Annotated in this window: 20 protein-coding genes; 13 read left to right on the top strand and 7 right to left on the bottom strand. The window is 63.6% G+C overall.

What is annotated here, in order from left to right; all coding sequences use genetic code 11:
- Window positions 1-77: 77 nt before the first annotated feature.
- The 3 genes from ACZYHG_RS17625 to ACZYHG_RS17615 all read left to right on the top strand — a co-directional run bounded on the left by ACZYHG_RS17625 (window position 78) and on the right by ACZYHG_RS17615 (window position 3,803).
- On the top strand, window positions 78-1,628 hold the full coding sequence (locus ACZYHG_RS17625) for a sugar ABC transporter ATP-binding protein (RefSeq protein WP_464609639.1): 1,551 nt from the start codon (window positions 78-80) through the stop codon (window positions 1,626-1,628).
- Window positions 1,625-2,596, top strand: a complete 972-nt coding sequence (locus tag ACZYHG_RS17620; RefSeq protein WP_464609638.1) for an ABC transporter permease — start codon at window positions 1,625-1,627, stop codon at window positions 2,594-2,596. The genes ACZYHG_RS17625 and ACZYHG_RS17620 overlap by 4 nt, the downstream gene beginning before the upstream one ends.
- A 220-nt stretch (window positions 2,597-2,816) precedes the next feature.
- Window positions 2,817-3,803 (top strand): ABC transporter permease, encoded by a 987-nt coding sequence (locus ACZYHG_RS17615; RefSeq protein WP_464609637.1) that lies wholly within the window; start codon window positions 2,817-2,819, stop codon window positions 3,801-3,803.
- Window positions 3,804-3,949: 146 nt separating this feature from the next.
- Here ACZYHG_RS17615 and ACZYHG_RS17610 read toward each other — a convergent pair whose 3' ends face one another.
- Window positions 3,950-4,915, bottom strand: a complete 966-nt coding sequence (locus ACZYHG_RS17610; protein WP_464609636.1) for an AraC family transcriptional regulator — start codon at window positions 4,913-4,915, stop codon at window positions 3,950-3,952.
- Window positions 4,916-5,074: 159 nt separating this feature from the next.
- Between ACZYHG_RS17610 and ACZYHG_RS17605 the strand changes: the two genes are divergently transcribed.
- The 6 genes from ACZYHG_RS17605 (at window position 5,075) to ACZYHG_RS17580 (ending at window position 10,639) form a co-directional block, all read left to right on the top strand.
- Window positions 5,075-5,908: a class I SAM-dependent methyltransferase gene (locus ACZYHG_RS17605; RefSeq protein WP_464614715.1), complete on the top strand. Its 834-nt coding sequence runs from the start codon at window positions 5,075-5,077 to the stop codon at window positions 5,906-5,908.
- A 105-nt stretch (window positions 5,909-6,013) separates the two neighbouring features.
- On the top strand, window positions 6,014-6,901 hold the full coding sequence (locus ACZYHG_RS17600; protein WP_464609635.1) for a class I SAM-dependent methyltransferase: 888 nt from the start codon (window positions 6,014-6,016) through the stop codon (window positions 6,899-6,901).
- Window positions 6,902-7,111: 210 nt separating this feature from the next.
- Window positions 7,112-7,288 carry a hypothetical protein gene (locus ACZYHG_RS17595; protein ID WP_464609634.1) on the top strand — a complete coding sequence of 59 codons (177 nt, stop codon included), beginning with the start codon at window positions 7,112-7,114 and terminating at the stop codon, window positions 7,286-7,288.
- A 180-nt stretch (window positions 7,289-7,468) separates the two neighbouring features.
- The gene (locus tag ACZYHG_RS17590) at window positions 7,469-8,035 is read left to right on the top strand and encodes an OsmC family protein (protein ID WP_464609633.1); all 567 of its coding nucleotides are present in this window, start codon (window positions 7,469-7,471) and stop codon (window positions 8,033-8,035) included.
- Entirely contained in the window at window positions 8,035-9,339 is a 1,305-nt protein-coding gene (locus ACZYHG_RS17585) for an NAD(P)-binding domain-containing protein (RefSeq protein ID WP_464614714.1), read from the top strand. The genes ACZYHG_RS17590 and ACZYHG_RS17585 overlap by 1 nt, the downstream gene beginning before the upstream one ends.
- A 277-nt stretch (window positions 9,340-9,616) precedes the next feature.
- The gene (locus ACZYHG_RS17580; protein WP_464614713.1) at window positions 9,617-10,639 is read left to right on the top strand and encodes an aminopeptidase; all 1,023 of its coding nucleotides are present in this window, start codon (window positions 9,617-9,619) and stop codon (window positions 10,637-10,639) included.
- A gap of 79 nt (window positions 10,640-10,718) precedes the next feature.
- Here ACZYHG_RS17580 and ACZYHG_RS17575 read toward each other — a convergent pair whose 3' ends face one another.
- Entirely contained in the window at window positions 10,719-12,251 is a 1,533-nt protein-coding gene (locus ACZYHG_RS17575) for a bifunctional AfsR/SARP family transcriptional regulator/alpha/beta hydrolase (RefSeq protein WP_464609632.1), read from the bottom strand.
- Window positions 12,252-12,441: 190 nt separating this feature from the next.
- Between ACZYHG_RS17575 and ACZYHG_RS17570 the strand changes: the two genes are divergently transcribed.
- On the top strand, window positions 12,442-13,077 hold the full coding sequence (locus tag ACZYHG_RS17570) for a class I SAM-dependent methyltransferase (RefSeq protein WP_464609631.1): 636 nt from the start codon (window positions 12,442-12,444) through the stop codon (window positions 13,075-13,077).
- A gap of 15 nt (window positions 13,078-13,092) precedes the next feature.
- Here ACZYHG_RS17570 and ACZYHG_RS17565 read toward each other — a convergent pair whose 3' ends face one another.
- From ACZYHG_RS17565 to ACZYHG_RS17545, 5 genes are all read right to left on the bottom strand, one after another.
- Complete coding sequence (locus tag ACZYHG_RS17565) at window positions 13,093-13,914, bottom strand: hypothetical protein (protein WP_464609630.1); 822 nt, start codon at window positions 13,912-13,914, stop codon at window positions 13,093-13,095.
- Complete coding sequence (locus ACZYHG_RS17560; RefSeq protein WP_464609629.1) at window positions 13,914-15,395, bottom strand: glycosyltransferase; 1,482 nt, start codon at window positions 15,393-15,395, stop codon at window positions 13,914-13,916. The genes ACZYHG_RS17565 and ACZYHG_RS17560 overlap by 1 nt, the downstream gene beginning before the upstream one ends.
- Window positions 15,396-16,068: 673 nt before the next feature.
- Window positions 16,069-17,127: a DUF5666 domain-containing protein gene (locus ACZYHG_RS17555; RefSeq protein WP_464609628.1), complete on the bottom strand. Its 1,059-nt coding sequence runs from the start codon at window positions 17,125-17,127 to the stop codon at window positions 16,069-16,071.
- A complete protein-coding gene (locus tag ACZYHG_RS17550) occupies window positions 17,124-17,993 on the bottom strand; it encodes a DUF6502 family protein (protein ID WP_464609627.1) in 870 nt (289 codons plus the stop codon). Before ACZYHG_RS17550 ends, ACZYHG_RS17555 begins: the two co-directional genes overlap by 4 nt.
- A 9-nt stretch (window positions 17,994-18,002) precedes the next feature.
- Complete coding sequence (locus tag ACZYHG_RS17545; protein ID WP_464609626.1) at window positions 18,003-18,236, bottom strand: hypothetical protein; 234 nt, start codon at window positions 18,234-18,236, stop codon at window positions 18,003-18,005.
- Window positions 18,237-18,362: 126 nt separating this feature from the next.
- On the opposite strand from ACZYHG_RS17545, the gene ACZYHG_RS17540 reads away from it, so the two are divergent.
- The 3 genes from ACZYHG_RS17540 to ACZYHG_RS17530 all read left to right on the top strand — a co-directional run bounded on the left by ACZYHG_RS17540 (window position 18,363) and on the right by ACZYHG_RS17530 (window position 21,635).
- Window positions 18,363-18,818, top strand: coding sequence for a Ros/MucR family transcriptional regulator (locus tag ACZYHG_RS17540; protein ID WP_464609625.1), 456 nt, complete (start codon window positions 18,363-18,365; stop codon window positions 18,816-18,818).
- Window positions 18,819-19,003: 185 nt separating this feature from the next.
- On the top strand, window positions 19,004-20,362 hold the full coding sequence (locus ACZYHG_RS17535; RefSeq protein ID WP_464609624.1) for a sensor histidine kinase: 1,359 nt from the start codon (window positions 19,004-19,006) through the stop codon (window positions 20,360-20,362).
- A gap of 166 nt (window positions 20,363-20,528) precedes the next feature.
- Window positions 20,529-21,635 (top strand): sugar ABC transporter substrate-binding protein, encoded by a 1,107-nt coding sequence (locus tag ACZYHG_RS17530; protein WP_464609623.1) that lies wholly within the window; start codon window positions 20,529-20,531, stop codon window positions 21,633-21,635.
- Window positions 21,636-21,650: the final 15 nt, after the last annotated feature.

Below are 21,650 nucleotides of genomic sequence, written 5' to 3'. Positions count from 1 at the left end.
GAGATGTCCGGCAGGACAGTGAGGGGCGGCGCCGACATTCGAAATGATTTGAGCACACAAACCGAGACCCAAACCATTTGACCACCAGCCCCCTCCTGGACGCCACCGGCGTCGCCAAAAACTACGGCGCGGTCGCGGCCCTGCGCAGCGCGTCGCTGTCCGTCCTGCCTGGTGAAGTGCACGCGTTGATGGGCGCCAATGGTGCCGGCAAATCGACGCTGGTGAAGATCCTGACCGGGGCGATATCAGCCAATGCCGGACGCATCCTGATCCGGGGCGAGGCCCGCGACATACGCTCGCCCGCCGCCGCCCGCCGCGCCGGGCTGCTGCCCGTCTACCAGGAGCCGTCGCTGATCCCCGATCTCGACATTCTGTCCAATCTTCGGCTCACCGGCACGCCGGTCGAGCCGTTCCGCGCCTGGGTGCGCGAGCTCGGCATTCCCGACCTCGATATCCGCGACACCGCGCGCGACATTCCGCTGGCCGTGCTGCGCGTGCTCGACCTGGCGCGCGCGCTGGCCGTCGAGCCCGACGTGCTGCTGCTCGACGAGATGACCGCCGCATTGCCCGCCAACCTCGCCGAAAAAGTGCTGGAAGTGGTGCGCCGCCAGGGCGATGCCGGCCGCGCGGTGATCTTCATCTCGCACCGCTTCGTCGAAATATCGGCACTGTGCGACCGCGCCACCGTGCTGCGCGACGGCGAGACCGTCGGCGTCGTCGACATCGTGCCCGGCGTCGAGGAGAAGATCGTCGAGCTGATGCTCGGCACCCGCATCGTCAAGACCCATGTCGCCGCCCGCAGCGCTGCGGAGAAGGCCACGCCCGCATCCACACGGCCGCGGCTTTCCGTGCGGAACCTGCGCGTCGGTACCAAGCTCAGCGACGTCTCCTTCGATCTCGCCGATGGCGAAGTCGCCGGCGTCGTGGCGCTCGAAGGCCAGGGCCAGGATGAGCTGTTCGCGGCCCTTGCCGGCTCGATCAAGCCGTCCGGCGGTACGATCGAGGTCGACGGCCAGCCAGTAAAATTCTCGCACCCGATCGACGCCATCAGGTCAGGCATTGCCTATGTGCCGGGCGACCGTTCCGAGGCGCTCGCCATGCAGCGCTCGGTGCGCGAAAACATCGCGCTGCCCTTCAGTGCCGCGCTGCGCAACTGGGGCCCTATTCCCATGCGCCGGGAACGCGCCAAGGTGCTTAGCGCCATCGAGCGGCTGCAGATCGACACCCGCGCGCAAGGCGAGGTGCAGCGCCTGTCCGGCGGCAACCAGCAGAAGGTCACCATTGCCCGCTGGATCGCGGCCGACGCCCGCACCATCCTGTGCTTCGACCCGACGCGCGGCATCGATGTCGGCACCAAGCAGGAGATCTATAAATTGCTGCGCGAGCTCGCCGGCAACGGCAAGTCGGTGCTGTTCTACACCTCCGAGCTTGAAGAGGTGCAGCGTGTCTGCGACCGCGTCATCGTCATCTTCGGCGGCAGACTGGTCGACATCTTTCCGGTCGAGGAAGCCGATGAGCCGGCCCTGATGCGCGCCGCCTATGGCCTGCCGCGCGGCGCCAAGGCTGATATCGGTATTCTGGCCGACCCCACGGCCAACGCTTCCGATGCGCCGGAGGCGACGCCATGAACCACTTCCTGCGCCGCCAGGGCTGGGTATCAGGCCTGCTCGCACTACTGGTCGTGCTGTTCATCGTGACAAAACTGATCCAGCCGGCCTATGGCAGCAATGATTTCGGCTCGCTCGCGCGCGCCGTTCTGCCCTACGCTTTCGCCGTCGCCGCGCAGACAGTGGTGGTCATCGCCGGCGGCATCGACCTGTCGGTCGCCGCCATGATGGCGCTGACCAGCGTCACCGCCGCCTCGATGATGGCGGGTGCCTCCGAGGAATACGCGCTGTTCGTCGTCCCCTTCGTGCTGGCCATGGGTTTTGCCCTGGGCGCGCTCAATGGCCTCTTGATCGTCGTGACCCGCGTGCCCGACATCGTTGTCACGCTGGCCATGCTGTTCGTGCTGCAGGGGGCTGCCCTGCTGGTGCTCGACGCGCCGGGCGGTGGTGCGGCCGAATGGCTGAAGGCGCTGATCTCGGGCACGGTGCCCATTCCCGGCCTGCCGGACGCCATCGATGCCTGGCTGCCCAAAGCGCTGCTGGTGTTGGTCGTCTGCCTCTGCATCATCTGGATACCGCTCAGGCGCTCACGCCTCGGCCTCTCCATCTACGCCATCGGCTCGAGCGAACTGGCGGCGTTCCGCTCAGGCGTGCCGGTCAAGCGCACCCGCATCATCGCCTATGCGCTGTCTGGCCTGTTCGCCGCCTTTGGCGGACTGGCGCTGACGCTCAGCACCGGCATCGGCGCCCCCATCCCCGGCCCCTACCTGCTGGCCAGCGTCGCCGCAGTGGTACTGGGCGGCGTGGCGCTCGGCGGCGGCAAGGGCGGCCTGCTCGGCCCCATCGTCGCCGTCTTCGTGCTGCGCCTGGTGCGCACGGACCTGACCCTGCTCGCCATCGACCCCAACGTCACCGCCATCATCGAGGGCCTGATCATGGTGGCGGTGGTGATGTTGGGCGCGTTTATTACGATGCGGGGGCGGCAGTGATGGGGGAGAGTAGCGCTCTACGAGGCCCCCCTCTGTCCTGCCGGACATCTCCCCCTCAAGGGGGGAGATTGGCAGCTTCGGCGCCTCGCGCATTCTTGCAACGCCGACAATTGGCGAAAGCCGTCGCGCCATCCGATCTCCCCCCTAGAGGGGGAGATGGCCGGCAGGCCAGAGGGGGGCGCCGTAGGGCGCAATCCTCAGAGAACATCGGACCCACCCCATGAGCACTACCGCGATCACCCCCTCGCCCATCCCCCTCGGCCGTCGCGTAAAACGCTTCATGGCCGACCGGCCGCTCGTCCCGCTGATCATCCTGCTCATCATCCTGGTGGTGATCCTGCAGATCCTGCGCCCCGGCATCGTCAACGAGCGCTGGATCGGCAACACGATCAAATTCGCCATTCCGCTAGCGATCCTCGCCGGCTGCCAGACCATGACCATGCTGACCGGCGGCATCGACCTGTCGGTCGGCACGGTGGCGACGATGAGCGCCTTCATCATGGCGACGCAAGTGGTCAACCAGGACCCGGCGGTGGCTTTCCTGCTGGCGATGATGCCGGCTGTGCTGATCGGCCTCGTCAACGGCATCGGCGTCGGCGTCTTTCGCGTCCACCCGCTGATCATGACGCTCGGCACCAGCCTGATCGGCACCGGCTGCCTGCAGGTCTACCAGCGTACGGTGATCGCATCGGGCGCCAAAATCCCCGACTTCCTCGCCTGGCTCGGCACCGGCGTCACCTCAGGCTTCCCAAACGCTTTGCTGCTGTTCGTGCCGCTGGCTGCCCTCATCGTCTTCACGCTGGCCCGCACCGGCTTCGGCCGCCTGCTCTACGCCGTCGGCGACAACGAACGCGCAACGCGCCTCTCCGGCGTGCAATACTGGCAGGTCATCACTGCGCTATACATCACCTCAAGCGTGCTCGCCGGCATCACCGGCCTGCTCTATATCGGCCTGATCAAGGCCCCGTCGCTCTCGCTGGCCGAACCCCTGGTGCTGCCCTCGGTCGCCGCCGCCGTCATCGGCGGCACCTCCATCTTCGGCGGCCGCGGCGGCTACACCGGCACCATCATCGGCGCCCTGATCCTGACCGTGCTGACGACACTGCTGACGATTTTGCAGATGCCGGAGGGAGCGAGGCGGATATTGTTCGGGCTGATCGTGCTGTTCGTGACGGCGGCTTATTTGCGGATTGTGGAGGAAAGGTAAGTCGCCGAAAAGGGGCGAGCCATGCGCCCGGCCATTGCGGTAAACGTACGGCCTTTCGTTTCGGGTCGGAACGTCGACCCTTAAGCCGGCCGCTGCGGCGGCTAATCCGGAACCATCACAAACGCACACGAAATGAAGAGAGTGCGCTAGGCCAGTTGCGCTTGCTTCTGGTCTCTCCATCGTGCCGGAGGGAGGCCGAATTCCCGCTTGAAGGCCCGACTGAAGGCCTCTTCCGAATCGTAACCAATCGAATAAGCCACTTGGCCGATTGTCTTCTGGCTCTCCCGCAGCTGCGATTTCGCCGCCTGGAGACGCCAAATCGTCAGATAGCGGATCGGCGGCATGCCCATCAGATTGGTAAAGCGCTGAACGAAAGCACTACGTGACATTGAGACTTCCCTCGCAAGTGCTTCGGCGGACCAGGAAGTGCCCATGTCTCCGTGCATCAGTGCCAGCGCTCGCCCAATGCGAGGGTCTGCGAGACCCCTCAACCATCCTGCATCGAGATTGTTTGGCGCCGCAGCATAATGGCGTACGGCCTCGACAAAGAGCAGTTCCGACAACCGTGACATGACGCTCGACGAGGCAAACTTGCCACGCGTCAACTCGTTGGCTGCGAACCTCACCGAAGCATCGATCCACTCACCTGACGCCCCTTCGCGGACGTCCAGTTTGAGGATGCTCGGCAAGGCTGCGATGACAGGATTGTAGAGGTCCTGGCTGCCGAGGAAGCCACATACGATGTGCGTCGTTTCACCGCCGCCGCCATGCGATACCCGCGCTAGGCCGCCGTCATCCGATGGCTGGATAAGAGCGTGCGCGCTGACCGGATCCAGTCCGTCTTCACTGCCCAGCACGTGCAGGTCATTGCGCGGCAGGAGCACCACCTCACCGGCCCGCACCTCGATCGCCGGCTCACCTTCGACGCTTACAAGCAGCCTGCCCTCGACGACGAAGTGATAGGCGATCAGTAGCGACGGATCCGTCATGTACTGTCCGCAATCCTCGGCGGAAAGCCTGGTGACAACGCACCATGGGGCCGTGAAGCGAGCCTCCAGAAACACGCCGCCTGCCAGTCGAAATGACCTCAGAACGTCCGAGAGTGGGTCCATGGCGGTCTTCCTGATTTGGACGATTGGTCAGTTGTTTCGGCCGCGCGATCATACGCACCGGCAGCGTCGGCTTCTATACACCCCCACCAAGACGGCCGCCATTCACACCTCATGGCCAGGCTCTCGTCATCTGGTGATCCAACTCTGAAAGGTAACACTATGCTTGATACAAGCAAAACCACTTCCCCGACCGTCATGCCCGACCTTCCTGCGATCAAGGCACGCCAGCAGGCTACCTGGGCCGCCGGCGACTATGCCGTGGTCGGCACCACTCTGCAGATCGTGGGCGAGCGCCTATGCGAAGCCGTCGACCTGTGCGCGGACGAGCGGGTGATCGACGTTGCTGCCGGAAACGGCAATGCCACACTTGCCGCCGCGCGGCGCTTTGGACAGGTGACCTCGACCGATTACGTCGACGCCCTTCTGCAACGAGGCAAGGAACGCGCCGAAGCCGAACGCCTTTCGGTCACTTTCAAGGAGGCCGACGCCGAGGCGCTGCCCTATGCGGATGCTTCTTTCGACGTCGCACTGTCGACCTTCGGTGTCATGTTCACCCCAAACCAGGAAAAAGCGGCCGCCGAGCTCACGCGTGTGGTTCGCCAGGGCGGGCGCGTCGGCATCGCCAACTGGACACCCAACGGCTTCATCGGTCAGCTGTTCAAGGTCATAGGCAAGCATCTTCCTCCGCCGGCCGGCGTCAAATCGCCAGCGCTTTGGGGAACGCAGGCGCGGCTCGCCGAGCTCTTCTCCGGGCATCATGTCAGAAGCTCCAGCCAGATCTTCAACTTTCGGTACAAATCCGCCGATCACTTCTTCGCTGTCTTCAAGACCTACTACGGCCCGACGAACCGTGCCTTTGCGGCTCTCGATACGGATGGGCAAGCTGCTCTGAAAACCGACATCTTTGAGCTTCTGGACCGCATGAATCGCGGCGGAAGAGGCACGCTCATCGTGCCAAGCGAATACCTCGAAGCCGTCATCACGAAGCGCTGACGATCAACGGCGCCAAAGTTTCATCACCTTTCGCGAGGCCGCAACCAGGCTCGCGGAAGGCTGGCGGCATAGCGCCTTGAGTTCGGACAATCTGGAGTCAGGAAAATGAACGTTCAAACTGCAATCCCTCACAGGAGCCAATATGTCGATTTCTGGAATACGGTCCTGGTTCCCAAGTTCAACGCATGGCGACACATTCTCGTCGGAGGGTTGGGCCAGCACAGTGCGAAGGTCTTTCCTGCACTGCAGCTGCAAAGGGGTGACAACGTACTGGATGTCGGATGTGGATGGGGTGAAGCGACGCTCGAGATAGGCAAACGGGTCGGGCCAACTGGTCGTGTCGTTGGGCTGGATTGTTGCGATGATTTTCTCGAAGCCGGCCGCGCCGATGCCAAGGCGGCGGGGTTGACGAATGTGTTGTTCTTCGAGGCCGACGCGGAGACCTGCGCCTTCAGACCGTACTACGATGTCTGCTTCTCCCGGTTTGGAACGCAGTTCTTCGAAAATCCTGTCGCGGGGCTTCGCAACATGCGGCGGGCGCTTCGGCCCGGCGGCGCCATGACAATGATCGTTTGGCGCGGGCGGGCGGACAATCCCTGGCTTACGCTCTCCAGGGAAGTCGTGCTGCGCTATCTGCCGCCGGTGAAAGAACGCGCGGCAACATGCGGTCCGGGGCCATTCTCCATGGCCGACACCGAGGTGGTCGCCAAGCAGTTGGAGATCGCCGGTTACACAGACATCAATTTCGAGCGCATCGATGCCGACGTACTGGTCGGCCGCGACATTGACGAAGCCGTGGCCTTCCAGCTGGCGATAGGGCCAGCGGGCGAGGTCGTGCGTGAGGCCGGCGAGGAGGCCAAGCGGCGATACCCGGAATTGGTCACCGGCCTGAAGGACGCTTTGGCTGAATTCGTCCGCCCGGAGGGTGTGATGATGAAGTCGAGTTCCTGGCTCATCACCGCGCGAAACCTCCCAGACGTCCCCTCGCACTGAAACTGCGCCTCGACGAGCGGGGATCAAACCCGCGGCAAAGCTTGAGGTCTGACGACCTTTCGGCCGTAGGGGATATTTCACATCACGCGATCTGGATACCAAGCGTCCGCTTTGGTGGAACCTTCCAGATACAAATGTGGGGCATTCAACATTCGCCGAACGGCTGCCAGTGCACACCCAAGGCGTCCCAGAGTTCTAAAGGAGAACAAAATGTCGATGTTTGAAACGCTCGCCCGTTATGGGGCGGCCTTCAAAAACGCCCGCGAAGCACGAAAGTCGGAACGCGTTCTGAACAGCCTGCCTATGGAAATTCAAAAAGACATTGGCTGGCCGGTCACCCACCGCGCGAAAAGGCTCTCGTCAAACACCTGGGGCAGGATCCTCTAAACGGCCCAGCGCCGATTGCATCCACAATCCCCGTGCTTCGGCCTTAACGGACAAGAGCTAGGCATAACCTCCTTGTGAGCGATTCCACGCCCACTCCCATGCTGCGTACAACACGCCCGTGCCAAGGCAGTCCGGTTGCTGAAAGATTTGAACCCGTAACCTTCAACAGGAGTACGACATATGACCAAACATACCGAAACCGCCACCAATGGCGTCAACGTAGCCGCCCTGCTTGGGGCGCGCGAGGCTTTGAAGGACGCCCCGGAAGCCGCGCGCTTCAAATGGCGAGCCACCAGTGAATGGGTAAAAGGAACCCACAACCAAACCACGGTTGACGGATTTTTCGGCCTGGGAGCGGAACAGCAGCATCGCCAGACCTACAAATTCGAGTCCGATCACCCTGAAATCTTCGCATCGGAAGACAAGGGGGCGACGCCGGTGGAGTTTGTGCTGGTCGGCCTGGCTGGCTGCCTGACGGCTGGCATCGCGGCTGTCGCGCAAAACCGCAACATTCAGCTCCACTCGGTCAAGGCGACACTTGAGGCCGGCATGAACATCCAGGGCATCCTGGGCATCGATCCGGATGTGCGCAACGGGTTCGACGGGATCAAGGTGCACTACGATATCGACGCCGACGCTAGCGCGGAGGACATAGCCGCACTCGTCGCGCAGTCGCAAAAACGTTCGGCCGTCTTTGACGTTATCGCCAACCCGACCGATGTCACGGTTACGTCGAAAAAGTGCTGATGAGCGAAAGAACATCGCGCGGGATCGCCGGCACCGTTGACGTCGTCGTCATCGGTGCCGGTCACTCAGGCCTGGCGCTGAGCTATCTGCTCGGCCAGCGCTCGCTTAGCCATGTTGTTCTGGAACGAGGTGAGATCGCGAACAGCTGGCGCACGGAGCGCTGGGATTCGCTGCGCCTGCTCACGCCCAACTGGATGGCACGGCTCCCCGGCTATCCATACCAGGGTGACGACCGGGACGGCTACATGAGCGCCGGCCAGCTTGCTGATTTCATTTCCCGCTATGCCACATACATCTCCGCACCGGTTCTGACGAACACCCCTGTCAACAGAGTTGCGCCGAGCACCCACGGCTTTCGGGTGGAGACCCCAAATGGCGACTGGCTTTGCCAGACCGTCGTGCTGGCGACGGGCGCCTTCAGCAAGCCGGTCATACCGAAATTGGCCGAGGCGATGCCGGCCACGATCGAACAGCTGTCGGCCCACACCTACCGCAATCCGCGTCAACTTGCTCCCGGCGGCGTGTTGGTGGTCGGCGCATCGGCGACTGGCCTGCAGTTGGCGCAGGAGATCCAGCTAAGCGGCCGGCCTGCAACGCTGGCGGTCGGAGAACACGTTCGGCTACCGCGCGTCTATCGAGGTCGCGATATCCAATGGTGGATGCTCGCGACCGGCGTGCTCGACCAGCGTGTCGAAGACACGGATGACCCCGACCGCGCCCGAAGAGTGCCCTCGCCGCAGCTTGTCGGCACACCCGAGCGCGCCACGCTCGACCTCAATGTCTTGCAGCGACAGGGCGTGAAAGTGGTGGGGCGACTGATGGGCCTTCGCGGCTCCATGGCCCAGTTTTCCGGATCGCTGCGCAATGTGTGCGCGCTTGCCGACCTGAAGATGAACCGGCTGCTTGCGTCGATCGACGAATGGGCGGAGGCGAATGCACCGTCCGGCATCGGCCCCATCGAGCGCTTTGCCCCCACCGCAATCGGCGAGCCGCCACAACTGGAGCTTGAACTTGGCGAAGACATTCGCACGGTGCTATGGGCCACCGGTTTTCGGCCGGACTTTTCATGGCTGGACTTGCCGGTCTTCGATCGCAAGGGCGAGCTCAAGCACGACCGCGGTGTTGCCGACGTTCCCGGGATCTATGTGTTGGGCCTGCCATATCTGCGTCGCCGGAAATCGAGCTTCATCCACGGCGCCGAGGACGACGCCAGGGAACTCGTCACGCATTTGACCGGCTATCTCGACAGGACGGCCAGGCGTGACCCGCCACTGCGCGCCGCGATGCGGAGGTTGCCAGGCTGAACGTACTGCAGCAGGCCTGCGACCGCGCCGGGGCTGGAGGCGGCCCGGAGCAGGCCGGCCGACCAGGCGCGCGCCTGGCGGTGGTTGGCGACGCTGGGCGCGAAGGTTTCGAATGGCCGCCTTGCCAGTCCTGCCAATTCGAAAGTCCGCCCCCGCTAGGTCTTGACGAAAATCGGTGCGCCTGACACGAGGTCAAATAGGGCGTTCGCGCCATGGACGACGAGCAGACGGTGGGCAAGCTGTGAAGCGCTTTTTTCGATTGCTTGCCGCTGTGGTAATGGCGTCCGGCGTAGCCGGCTGCACCAGCGTTTCCTACTATGCGCAGTCGCTGGAGGGCCATGTGCAGATCATGGCCGCGCGGAAAGATGTCGGAAAGCTCATCCACGATCCCTCGACGCCTGTGGCATTGCGCACGAAGTTGACGTCGGCGAGCGCCATACGCCGCTTTGCCACGGATGAGCTGGCGCTGCCCGACAACAGCAGCTACCGCAGCTATGTCGACATCGGTCGAGATAACGTGACCTTGGCCGTTTTTGCCGCGCCGCGGTTCTCGCTCACGCCGATAACATGGTGCTTTCCGGTCTTCGGCTGCGTTCCGTACAAGGGTTACTTTTCCCAGAAATCCGCGGTTGAAAGTGCTGCCGAACTGCAGCGACAAGGGCTGGACGTCTACATCTCGGGCGTCACCGCCTATTCCACGCTGGGCTGGTTCAGCGACCCGCTGCTCAGCACCATGCTGCGTCAGGACGCCATGTATCTCGCAGGCCTCATCTTCCATGAACTGGCGCATCAGGAAATCTATGTGAACGGCGACTCCGCGTTCAACGAGGCTTTCGCGGTCGCCGTCGAAACCTCCGGGGTGAGGAAATGGCTGCGCGCCACCGGCAATCGCGCCGGATTGCGCCGCTACGAAGCCGATCGCAAACGCAGTGCCGACTTTCTCGGACTGATCGCGAAAACGCGCGACGAGCTGACGCAGATCTATGGCAGTCCCCGCGCCTCGCAGCAGATGGCTGCCGCCAAAACAGCCGCGATCGACAGGCTGCGGGTGCGCTACCGGCAAATGCGCGACAGGCGCTGGGCCGGATATCGCGGATACGATGCCTGGTTCAACAGCCCCATCAACAACGCAAAGCTCGCCGCGACGTCCGTCTACGGCGAACAGGTTCCGGCGTTCCTTCGGCTGTATGATTTGTGTTCGGGCGACTCTCCACGGTTCTATGCTTCCGTTCGGCGGATCGCGGCATTGCCACAGGCTTCCCGAGCGGAGGCACTGAGGAACGCGACGACTTGTGATTGACGATGACCAGCACGGCTTCCCCGCAAGCTCGGCCACGACCAACGCCGGTTCTGGCCGACAAGCGGGCGAGCGGCCAGCCTCACCGTCCGCTCGTCATCCCCCCAATCGCCTCCAGCAACACCCCCTGCTCGCCCACCCAGAACCAGTGATCCTCCCCCTCCACCTCGACAAACCGCGCGCCCGCAATCTTCGCCGCCAGGTACCGCCCGGCCTCGACGCGAACCGCCCGGTCATCCCTGCGGTGCAACACCAACGTCCTGGCCGAGACTTTTGACAGCAGTGGCCGCACATCGGTATCGCGCAGCGCCTGCAGCAGGCCGGCGACCGCGCCGGGGCTGGAGGCGGCCCTGAGCAGCCCGGCCCACCAGGCGCGGGCCTGGCGGTCGGCGGCGACGCTGGGCGCAAAGGTTTCGATTTCGGCCGGGCCGCCCCAGCCGGCGAGCAGGCGCTGCTGCCAGAGATCGTATTGCGCCGATGTCAGCGCGAAGGGATAGTCGTGCGCGTGGCTGCCTTTGGCCAGCGAACCCCACAGCACCAGGCCGGTCAGGCGGTCGGGGTGGTCGACGGCAAAGCGGATGCAGCCAGGCCCGCCCTCCGAGGCGCCAACCAGCACGGCGCGGCGGCTGCCGGCGGCGTCCATCACCGCCAGTATATCCCGCGCGGTGGCTTCGACGGTCGGGCGGGCGCCGACGCGGTCGGACAAGCCCATGCCGCGCCGGTCGAACAGGATCAGCCGGCCAAGCCGCGATACGGCATTGAGCCAAGCGCGGCAGCTCCTGTCTTCCCAGATGCGCTCGACATGCGAGATGAAGCCGGGCACCAGCACGATGTCGGCCGGACCGCTGCCTATGGTCTGGTAGGCGATATGGATGCCGTCCACCGCGACGTAGCGGGTTCTCGGCACCTCGGCATCGCTCGCGCGCAGCAGAGCGAGCGTGGCGGGGTCCGGCGCCACGCCGAGCTCGTCGCGCAGCAGCCGCGCAGATGTTTCGCCCTGGCGCTCGGCCGCCGCCCGGTCGCCAGCCGCCAGATGGGCGCGGATCAGATGGCGATGCGCGCTTTCGCTCAACGGGTCGAGCGCCGCAAGGCGCGTGGCATGCAGCACAGCGCCGCGCGGTTCGCCCCCGGCGATCCTGGCTTCCACCAGCCGCTCCAGCGCTTGCACCAACCGGCTGCGCAAGGCCTCGCGGCGGAAGAACACCCATTCCTCGAATTCGGGACAATCGTGCAGGGAGAAGCCGGCGAGATAATCGCTGGTGTAGAGGTCGGCGGCCTCGTCGAGACGACCGGAATCGCAGGCATGTTCGAAGGCGCTTGCGTCGGCCTCGACCGACAGCGCTGGATGCAGGCTGAGCGATGCCGCGCTGGCCGATATGATCTCCTCGCCGAACGCGACGTGGATCTTGTAGAGCGTGCGCCGCAGGCGGGCGCGGGCGGCTTGCGTGTCGGCCTCGGGCCACAGCAGCGTGGCGGCGATGTCACGCGCCACCGGCCCGCCGGCCTCGGCGAGGTAGATGACGAGCGCTGCCGCTTTGCGCAAGGCAAGCTCTATCGGCCGACCGTCCAGCCGGAATTCCGGAAAACCCAGAAGTCTGAGTTGTATCAGCTCCATCGATCCGCACGCGGCCGCGCAGCGAGAGGACGTTGAGGGGACGCCGGCCTTCTATCCATCCCCGCGAAGTCGAGCCGATCCGGCCCGATCAACTCCCTTGGAGCGAGAAATGTCACCGGTCAATACATCAAGCCATCGCACATCAGCGCCGCTTGCCAGCGCCCCTGTCGCCAGGCATGGAGGCTGAGCCATGTGCCAGACCTGTCTCTCCTGGTATGCGCGCTGCGTCGCCCCCTATTTCGTCCACGCCGGCTGTTCGGCTGGCGCTTTTTCGCGGATGCGCAGGCGCGTCATCCCGCTGGCGGAAGGTGTCGTCGTCGAGGTCGGTTTCGGCTCGGGCCTCAACCTTCCCTATTACAATGCCGCGAGGGTCAAGCAATTGATCGGCGTCGACCCCGACGGCACGATGCTTGGCCTCGCCGCACCGAAGAGCAGCACCTCGCCCTTCCCGGTCGAATGCATCCGGGCCGGCGGCGAAAGCCTGCCGCTGGCCGATGGCTGCGCCGACACAGTCGTCGTCACCTACGCCTTCTGCACCATTCCGGACCCTCAAGCAGCACTCAGCGAAATCCGGCGCATCCTGAAACCGACGGGCCGGCTGATCTTCATCGAGCACGGCCAAGCCGAAGGGCCGCGATGCCGCCGCTGGCAGGAGCGCCTCAACCGGCTGTGGGGATCGCTCGCCGGCGGCTGCCACCTCAACCGCGATCCGTTGCGCCTGATCGGCGGGGCGGGCTTCCGCTTGCTGGAGGTGCAGCACGGGCGGTTTCCCCTGCCCCTCTGGCAATTGGGCAGCCACCATGCCGGCATCGCGGCGGCAGGCTGACCGGCCTTCGCCGGCTCACCAAAACCCGACCAGCGACCTCAGCATCGCCTTGGCGCCAACAGCCTCCCGGCACGTCCGGCGAAACCCGGCCCGGCCCGTGGCATCGAGCACATCGTCGTCGATGCCGCGCAGGATGGTGTTCGCGTTGCGCCATCCGATCCTGGCCAGCGCCGATGCTAGTTCGGCGCGGGCGGGATCGAAGGTCTTTTCATCGCTGAGGCTCGTGGCCTGGTCGATGTCATTGCTCGCGTCGAGCGTTTGCCTGGGAATTTCGACCTGGCAGCGGACATCGAAAGGTCTGACACGGCCGAGGAAATGCGAGAGCATGTGCAGCGACAGGGCCGGTTCTGAAACAAGCGCCTCATAGCGCATGAAATGCACCGGAGCGCCGGAGCGGCGAAGTGCATCCATGGCGAAATAGAACTGGTTCCAGTAATCGGCCGGCGAGTGGAACCTGTATTCCATGCGCTTGGGCGCGGTGAAATCCTGCCTGACGTCGAAGGGCTGCTTGAGAAACGAGCCGAGATTGCCGTTCGGCTTGAAAATCGTGTCGTTCCTCGCCAGGCGGAACCACGACAGGATCTGGCTGACGGGATCCTTGCTCAGGACGACGATGGGCAAGCCGCCATGGTCGATCTCGCGCCCGTTCATGAGCGCCGGAAAGATGCCGTGCTTCCAGAAGCCGTGATCGAAGACGACCTGTACGCCGAGATAGCGTTCGAGGAGATACTTCGCCAGGTTGGTGCCGGATCGCGGCGTCCCCATCACCCGCACGGCGACATCGCCGGAGCGCTCCCGCGCCCCAGCGAGCATCGACATATCGACAATGCTTCCCATCACGCCCTGCGAAGAACGTCAGCTGCCAATGCGCTCGTCGCCCTGGCCTGCCCGGTCACCACCGGATGCGGCCCGTAAATCCTGGGCGCGAGATCGTCTGAAGCGATCCCTGCGACAGGGTCGGCTCCAGCGGCAGGGTTGTGTTCCGCGATAGCGTCGATTGCGGCGGCGTGGCCCACCATGGTCGCGAAAAACTCCCGCTCGCGAATGGGCCGGTATCGCGTCACGATGGTGTGGCGCAATTCGGCGAGCCAGACCGGATCGGTGCAGGCCTTGGCGACAGCGGCGCACCAGGCTTCGACGTCGTGCGCGGGAAGCGTCGGCATCAAGCCTTGCGTCGCTTCGGTCAGCGAGGGCGCGTCTGAAATCAGGACCGGCAGGCCGAAATCGAGGCACTCGGCAGCGCCCAGGCCCCAGCCTTCGACAGCGGACGGGTAGACGCTGAATTCGGCGTCCCGGTAGAGCTCTGCCAGCTCCCGGTCACTGAGGTTGGAGCGGAACTGGATATGCGGGGCAAGCTCCGGATGCTCAGCCATGAAGGCGGTGAGCTCCTCATACATCCAGCCCCATCGGCCGCACAGCACGAGCATCGGCAGCTGTTCACCCAGCAGCGGCAAAAGCCGGTACCAGACCTTGAGCAGAAGGATGTGGTTTTTCCGGATCTCGATCGTCGAGCAATAGAGGACGAACTTGCGGTCGCGTTTGTGCCGCTCGGTGGACATGCCGCGATCCGCGACGCCTTCCCGCAGGAAGGCGCCGGGCGATGCCACGGCCACTTGCGGTATCAGGCGAAGCCCTGAGGCCTTGGCATGGCATTTCACCCTGTCGGCAGTGTATTTCGACACGCAGACGAGCAGGCGGGCATTTTCCAGCTGCCATGCCGTGTTGCGGACGAAACCGCGCGCGTGATGCGGACCGACATATTGCGGGAAGTCGATCGGAATGAGGTCGTGCATCAAGGTGAAAATGCCGCATCTGGCTTTTGCCCTGAGCTTCCTGGCGGCGAGTTCGTGCACGCTTGCGCTGGACAGAAAGCACAAGGCGTTTTCGTTCTGCAGCGGATCTCCAGTGTCGAGCCGGCTTGGGCGGAGCGCCGACTTCACGATCTTGAAGAGCCGAATGGCCGTCTTGGACAGCTGAAACTTGACCCCGCGTCGCTTCTCGCAACCCGAGAGGAAGCCCGCCGCCACGCGATCGAACTCGCGTCCGCAGGCAAAGGGTGCCTCCCGCATGATCGACAGCACCTTCCACAGCCGCGCCAGGTAAGAGCTTCCCTCATCTCCAATCGGTTGCGGCAGATCACCGTTGACGAGCCGCCGGAGGTAGCGAAGTTCCGCTTCGTCGAGCCTTTGGCCCTGCCCCCATTTGTCGACGATGAAGAAGCCGACCGGCGAGGCCTTCCATCGCAGCGCCTGACGAATGAGTGCCGTTTCGACGCGCGGGATGCCGACGGGCGGATGCGGCCCCCAGCGAAATGGCAAGGATGCATCAATATACAATGTCTTCAATGGTTTACCTTCGACGTTGCTGCACCGAAATCAAATCGGTCCGGGGCAACAGAAATCCGCGGCGGCCAAAGCCGCATCATTTCAGATTTCGCTGCCCTTGTTCCGATTGAGGCCCCGGAGCTTCTTGTACGCTTTCCCGGGATGCTGATTTCATGTATGTGGGAAATTTACCCACGTCAAGAGCGAGCAGTTGACTTGTGGGTAAAATTCCCACATATGGAGTCCGTCAGCGACATCCGAGGACAAAAGACCAAGACATTTCATTGGATTTCAGCGGACCGTCCGCCCCCCGCATGGTCCGCGGAAAGCAGCCGTACGCGAAAAAAGCTCACCCCCCTACAACGAGCCCCCGTACGGCTGCACCGGCCGGTCCCGTCCATCGCAAAGGACGGGCCGGCCGGATCGTTGCAGCTGCCAGAACGCTGATCCATCCATCGCTTCGTCATCCTGGGGCGGAGCAAGGAGCGAAGCGACGCGGCGCAGACCCCAGGATCCATGCCGGGACTCGAAAGCGCTGCTACGGTGCAGAATTCTGCACCGCTGCACTCCACAATTAAGGTCACGGAATGGATCCTAGGGTCTCCGCGACGGAGCTTCGCCCAGGGATGACGACGCGATATGCGGCTTCCGAGAAACGATGAAGGCTCTAAGGCGCGCCCGGCCCACCGGCGCCACCAGGGCCACCCGGCCCGCCAGGTCCCCCCGGCCCCCCAGGCCCAGGCGGCCCGCCCGGTCCAGTCGGTCCGCCGGGAGGCGAACCCGGCGGCATGCCCGGCTGGTTAGGCGACGGCCCGCCGGCATCGCGACCGCGCGACGCCGACACGATATTGCCCGCGCGATCGAACCCGACCTCGATAAACGCCCGGACAGCAGCCGTCGATGTCACATCGCCGTTCCGATTGCCGACGGCGACGCCCAGACCCGATTCCAGCTTGCGTCCGCGGCGCTGCAGAAACGTCTCGTAGAGAACATCAGCGACATGGGCCTGCGGAACCGGCGCTTCCGCTTCCAGATGCACAACCTTGTATCCGCCGACGGCCTTGGCGAGGGTCAGCTGAACGCGCCGGTTTGCCAGCGGCGACGGTCCGGTCCCGATCTTGAGCCGCCCGACCAGCAACGCACCCGATCTCACCACCGCCAGGCCGCGAACCAGATAGTGCTGCTCATGCGCCCTCACCTCCACCAGGCTGGCGACGATTGTCCCGTCGGGCCGGCGAATGCCATGGACAGCAACGACATCGCCCGCCTTGACCTTCAATCCCTTCGCAAGCTGGCTGATGTCGACCTGCTGTCCCAGCACCCGCAGCGAGCCGGCTGTCTTGCGCTCGACCGGCCCCACCACCTCGCTGGTGACATGGATCGAGGAGGTCACCACGCGATCGGCCTCCTGGACCACCGCGAGGCGCACGACATGCCCGATCTTCAGCCTGTTGGCGGCAACGCGCACGCCGTCGATCCAGACCGGCACGTCAGGCTGATACTGAACCCGCACGCCATTGACGAAAATGCTGCCGAAACGCTGTATCGTCCCCACGATGCCGGTGCCGCCAATGCCCTGGTCGCCGTCGGTGCCCGCCGTCCAGCCGGTACCGCCAATGCCCTGGTCTTTCGACGCTTCACTCGCCCTTGCCACGATGCTGAAAAACACCGCCGGCATAGCGGCTGCGAGCGTCAGGAAACCCCGTCTCGTCGGCCTTCCGCTCATGCCGTCTCTCCGCCGGCATCCTTATTCTCGGGCGATTCCCCGGCAACCAGCGACGTGCCGTCGGCGGTGAGGATATAGACACCCCAGTTCCACCGGCTGGTGCCGCCCGGATCGCTTTGAATGGCCTGGTTGGCGTATTTGTTGAGGCGCAGCAGCGTTTCGACCGCGACCTCGCGGCTGTAGGCCTCGAGCGACCTGGCAAGGTCCTCGGAGATGCCGTCATAGTGGACGGCACGCTCGAGGAAGGGCGGCGCGTCGGCCAGGACATTCTCGACCGAAGCGGCCGCATGGTCGCCGAGATTTCGGGCAAAATAGTAAAGCCGGACTTCGCCATCGCCGCGCGGCACCATGGCCCCTTCCATCAGAACGATCCGGTCTTTGCTGTCGATTTCAACCAGCTTTCGGTCGAGCCAGTCGTCCAGAACGGCACGCGGCCTGAGATCGCGGGTCACCGATTCCACAAGCCCGGCAAAGGATGGCTCTCCCGCCTCGCTCGTGCGCGCCAGCGGCAGGGGCGTGCCCTTGGCGTCGACGAACAGCGGATCGGCAAGCCAGCGCGCGACGATGGCGCTCGTCCTGGAAACGGAATCGGGCACCACCCGCACCGGCGCGCCCGCTCCTCTGAGCCGGCTGACTTCCTTCCTGTGGACGCCCGTCAGCAGGCTGACCCTGGAGTCGGTCTGCTGCTTGTCGGGCAACGCGAATTCATGCTCGGCCACATTGACGTAGAGCTGACGCAGCAGATCGACGAAGGCTGGAAACGTCACCCCGCACTTGATGGCCAACCGCACCAACGGGCGAAGAACCCGGTTCAACGCGTTCTGGACGCCCGCGGCATCCAGATATTGTCCCGCCGATTTGCTCATCGTCGTCCTTCACTTGCCAATCGCGAAATACTGGCCAATCGCGAAATACTTGCCAATCGTGAAATCGGTCATCCATCCCTCGGAAATTCCTGACGAAAATAGCGCGTGGGAAATGCTTCCACAAGGGTGGCGACTGAGAAGCGACACCAGCAGCGCTTTCGTCGGCTCGGTTACCACACCCTGATCGGAGAGAAGTCCTGTCTTGGCCGGTGAAACAAAACCATCCTGGGCGATCAACTGCATTCCAGTTGACACGTGTGAAATTTTCCCACAACTTGCATCATCCAATAGCTACATCAGCCAGACTGTCCCAAGGAGACACCTTTGAAGAAGCCTTACGTTAGACCGACCATAGTCAGGGCCGGAGGAATGTTCGAAGAAACACCTGACGAAATCGCCGCTGCCGCCGGCACATCCAACGGCAATGGAAAGCAGATCGATCCCGTTATTTCCATAACCGCCGATATCGTGTCCTCCTATGTCTCGAACAACCCCATCCCCGCCGCCGAGCTTCCTGAATTCATAGGAAAAATCCACGCCTCGATCAGAAGCATTTCGGATGGCGTCGTTGATGGCGGACCCGACGAGATCAGATATGCCGTGCCCGTGAAAAAATCCGTCACGCCCGATTTCATCATCTGCCTGGAGGACGGCAAGCGTTTCAAATCATTGAAGCGTCACCTCGAATCCAACTATGGCCTGACGCCGGACGAGTATCGAAAGAAGTGGAACCTGCCGTCCAGCTACCCGATGGTAGCGCCGAACTATTCCGCCACCCGCTCGAAACTCGCCAAATCCATGGGGCTGGGCCGAAAGGTGAAGTAGTTTGTTTCGAGGCGGCAAAGGCATCTTGCCGCTTCGCCAGCACCAAGGCTACCCTGCTCCAACTTCTCGGCGTTGGGGTCGCCGGGTGCGGTGGCTAGGCGAGTTCGACCGGAGTCTCAACATCCCGGCTTATTAGCCTTCACTACAATATGGCGCGACGCACTGAAATCGGGCAGGAGTATCCCATGCCCCTGTCCAGTCGTAGCCTCGTCCGATTCACCTCCGCCGCCTTGCTGATCGGGTTCCTTGCCCTGACAGCCATCGTCGCCATGAACTTCTGGCTCGGCGAGCGGGCGCAATCCTATTTCGACGATGCGATCGCAGCGCGCGACACCCGCATAGCGGCGGTCGAGCTGCGAAATGCCTTGCAGACGGCTGAGGCCAGTCAGCGAGGCTTCATCATCACAGGAAACGAGATCTATCTGGCGCCCTATCAATCGGCCAAGGCTCAAGCCGAGCGGCGCCTGCTCGCGCTGGACAACCTTCTGCCGGCGTCGTCAGACTCCGACGCATCCTTGCAGCGCCTGTCCACGATCATCTCCAGCAAATTCGACGAAATGGACCAGACGATAACCCTCAAGCGCAACCAGCGCGACGAGGACGTGCTGGCCATCTTTCGCACGAACAAAGGCAAGGCGCTGACAGACGAAGCCAATGTGTTCTTCTCCGGCATCATCGTCAGGGCCGACGACAGGCTGACATCGGGCGTTGCCGAACAACGCGCCAACACCGCCTTGCTCAGGCTCGTGTCGGCCATCGGTGCACTCGTCATCGTGGCCGTGGTCAGCGGCGCGGCCTACGGCGTGGGACGCTACACCAGGGAGCTACGCGTCACCCGTGACGAGGTCAACACGCTCAACCGCTACCTCGAACAGCGCGTCGCCACCCGGACCGTCGACCTTGCGCATGCCCGCGACCGTGCCGAAGTGCTGTTGTCCGAGGTCAATCACCGGGTTGCCAACAGCCTCGCCCTTGTCTCGTCGCTGGTGAAACTCCAGTCGAAGGCGCTCGATGATCCCGCCGCCAAGGATGCCCTTGCGGAAACACAAGATCGTATCTTTGCAATCTCGCTCGTGCACAAGCGCCTCTATGGCGCGGGCGGCGTGCGTTCGGTCGCGCTCGACGAGTATTTGAGCGGGCTCCTCGACCATCTGCGCACCTCGCTGCGCAGCCAGGTTCACGGCGTCAACCTGTCCTACGGCATCGACCCGATAGAGCTCGAGACCGACATCAGCATCAACCTTGGCGTCGTGGTCACCGAGCTTGTCACCAATGCGTTCAAATACGCCTATCCCGACGCGGTTGGAGAAGTCCGGGTTCATCTCAAAAAGCTGGTGGATGAGCAGGCTGAACTGGTCGTGGAAGACGATGGGGTTGGCCGTGCCGAAGGCGCGCCCGCCAAGGGCACCGGCGTCGGCAGCAGGATCGTCAACGCCATGAGCATCAGCCTCGGTGCCAAGATTGAGTATCAGCAGCGTCATCCCGGCACGGCTGCCCGCCTGGTTTTTTCGACCAAACGCCGCAAGGGCGACCGGGCGGCATAGGGACGTCGGATACCACGAAAAACCCTGCTTCTCGCCAGTTCAAGCGACCGCTTGCGGAAAGTGCCACTCCCTGCTTTACCTCTGGCGGAAACGGGGAGGATTTTGGATGCCTTTCGATCGAAAGGATATCGGGAGAGGCTGGCCGGCGTCATTGCGCTTTTTTCCCTTGCTGCTGGTCCTGTCGATCTGTGGGCTTGACCTTGCCAGCGCGCAGGATGGCCCGCCGGGCATCACGCAACGTACCGTATTCCCCACCTTCGAACCGGATGCGCCGGCGTGCACGCCCCCACCGGGGCTCAACAAGCTGCTGGCCTACGTTCAGGAAAACGATCGTGATTTCCTGCAGGGCGTCGATCATGGCCTGGCCATGGCAGCCAGGGATCGCGGGCTGGAGTATCGCAGGCTTCTGATCCAGAACGATACCGCGAAGGCTATCGAGCAGATCCAATCCCTGCGCGCGGGCAAGGTTGGTGGCTTGGTCGCCACCTCGTCCGATCCCGCGGCGATCAGCCACGACCTTCAAAAAACGATCTGGTCGGGAGCGTTCGTCGGCACCATTGTTCCGCCACCGGCCACCTTGCTGCTCAACGCCCCACAATACGCGACGGGCAAGGTGCTCACCGACGCAGCCATCGCCCACATCGACGCCAGGCTGGGTGGCAAAGCGAATGTGGTGCTGCTGACGCAGGACTCGATGGAGTTTCTGGCCCCCCGCTTCGAAGCCATGCGGGACGGCCTCAACGCAATGCCCGGCGTGACGATCGTGGCCGACATCGCGCCCAGTCCGGTGACCAAGGAAGGCGGCTTCGAGACCATGAAGACGATCCTGCTGGCAAACCCGAAAATCGACGTCGTGCTGGGCGGCGACGCGGTGGTGCTGGGCGCTTTGCAGGCGCTTCGCGCGGCTGGAAAGGACCGGCCTGACCAGTTTCTTGGCGGCATTGACGGCGAGCCGGAGGCGGTGGGCGAAATCAAGAAGGGCGACAGCCCCTACAAGGCCAGCATTTCCCTGTCGTCCCCCGTCTTCGGCTATGCAATGGGCCAGTTTGCCGCCGACTGGCTGGAGGGGAAGAGTATCCCGCAGGCGATGGACATCCTGCCCATTGCGCTTACCAGCGGCAACATCGCCCAGTATGAGGCGGATCTCGCAAATCCAGCGCCCGTCTATGCCGATGCGGCCCGCAGGAACAGCTATCTCAAAATGTACGGCAACATCTGCTACAACACGCGCGATCGCTACGTGAATTTTCCATGGTCATCGGAGCGGAGGTAGGGTCCGCAACCCCTT

This window comes from Mesorhizobium subarcticum, assembly GCF_055456085.1.
The sequence above is the reverse complement of the archived record's forward strand: the minus strand, read 5'-3'. Positions and strand labels throughout refer to the sequence as shown.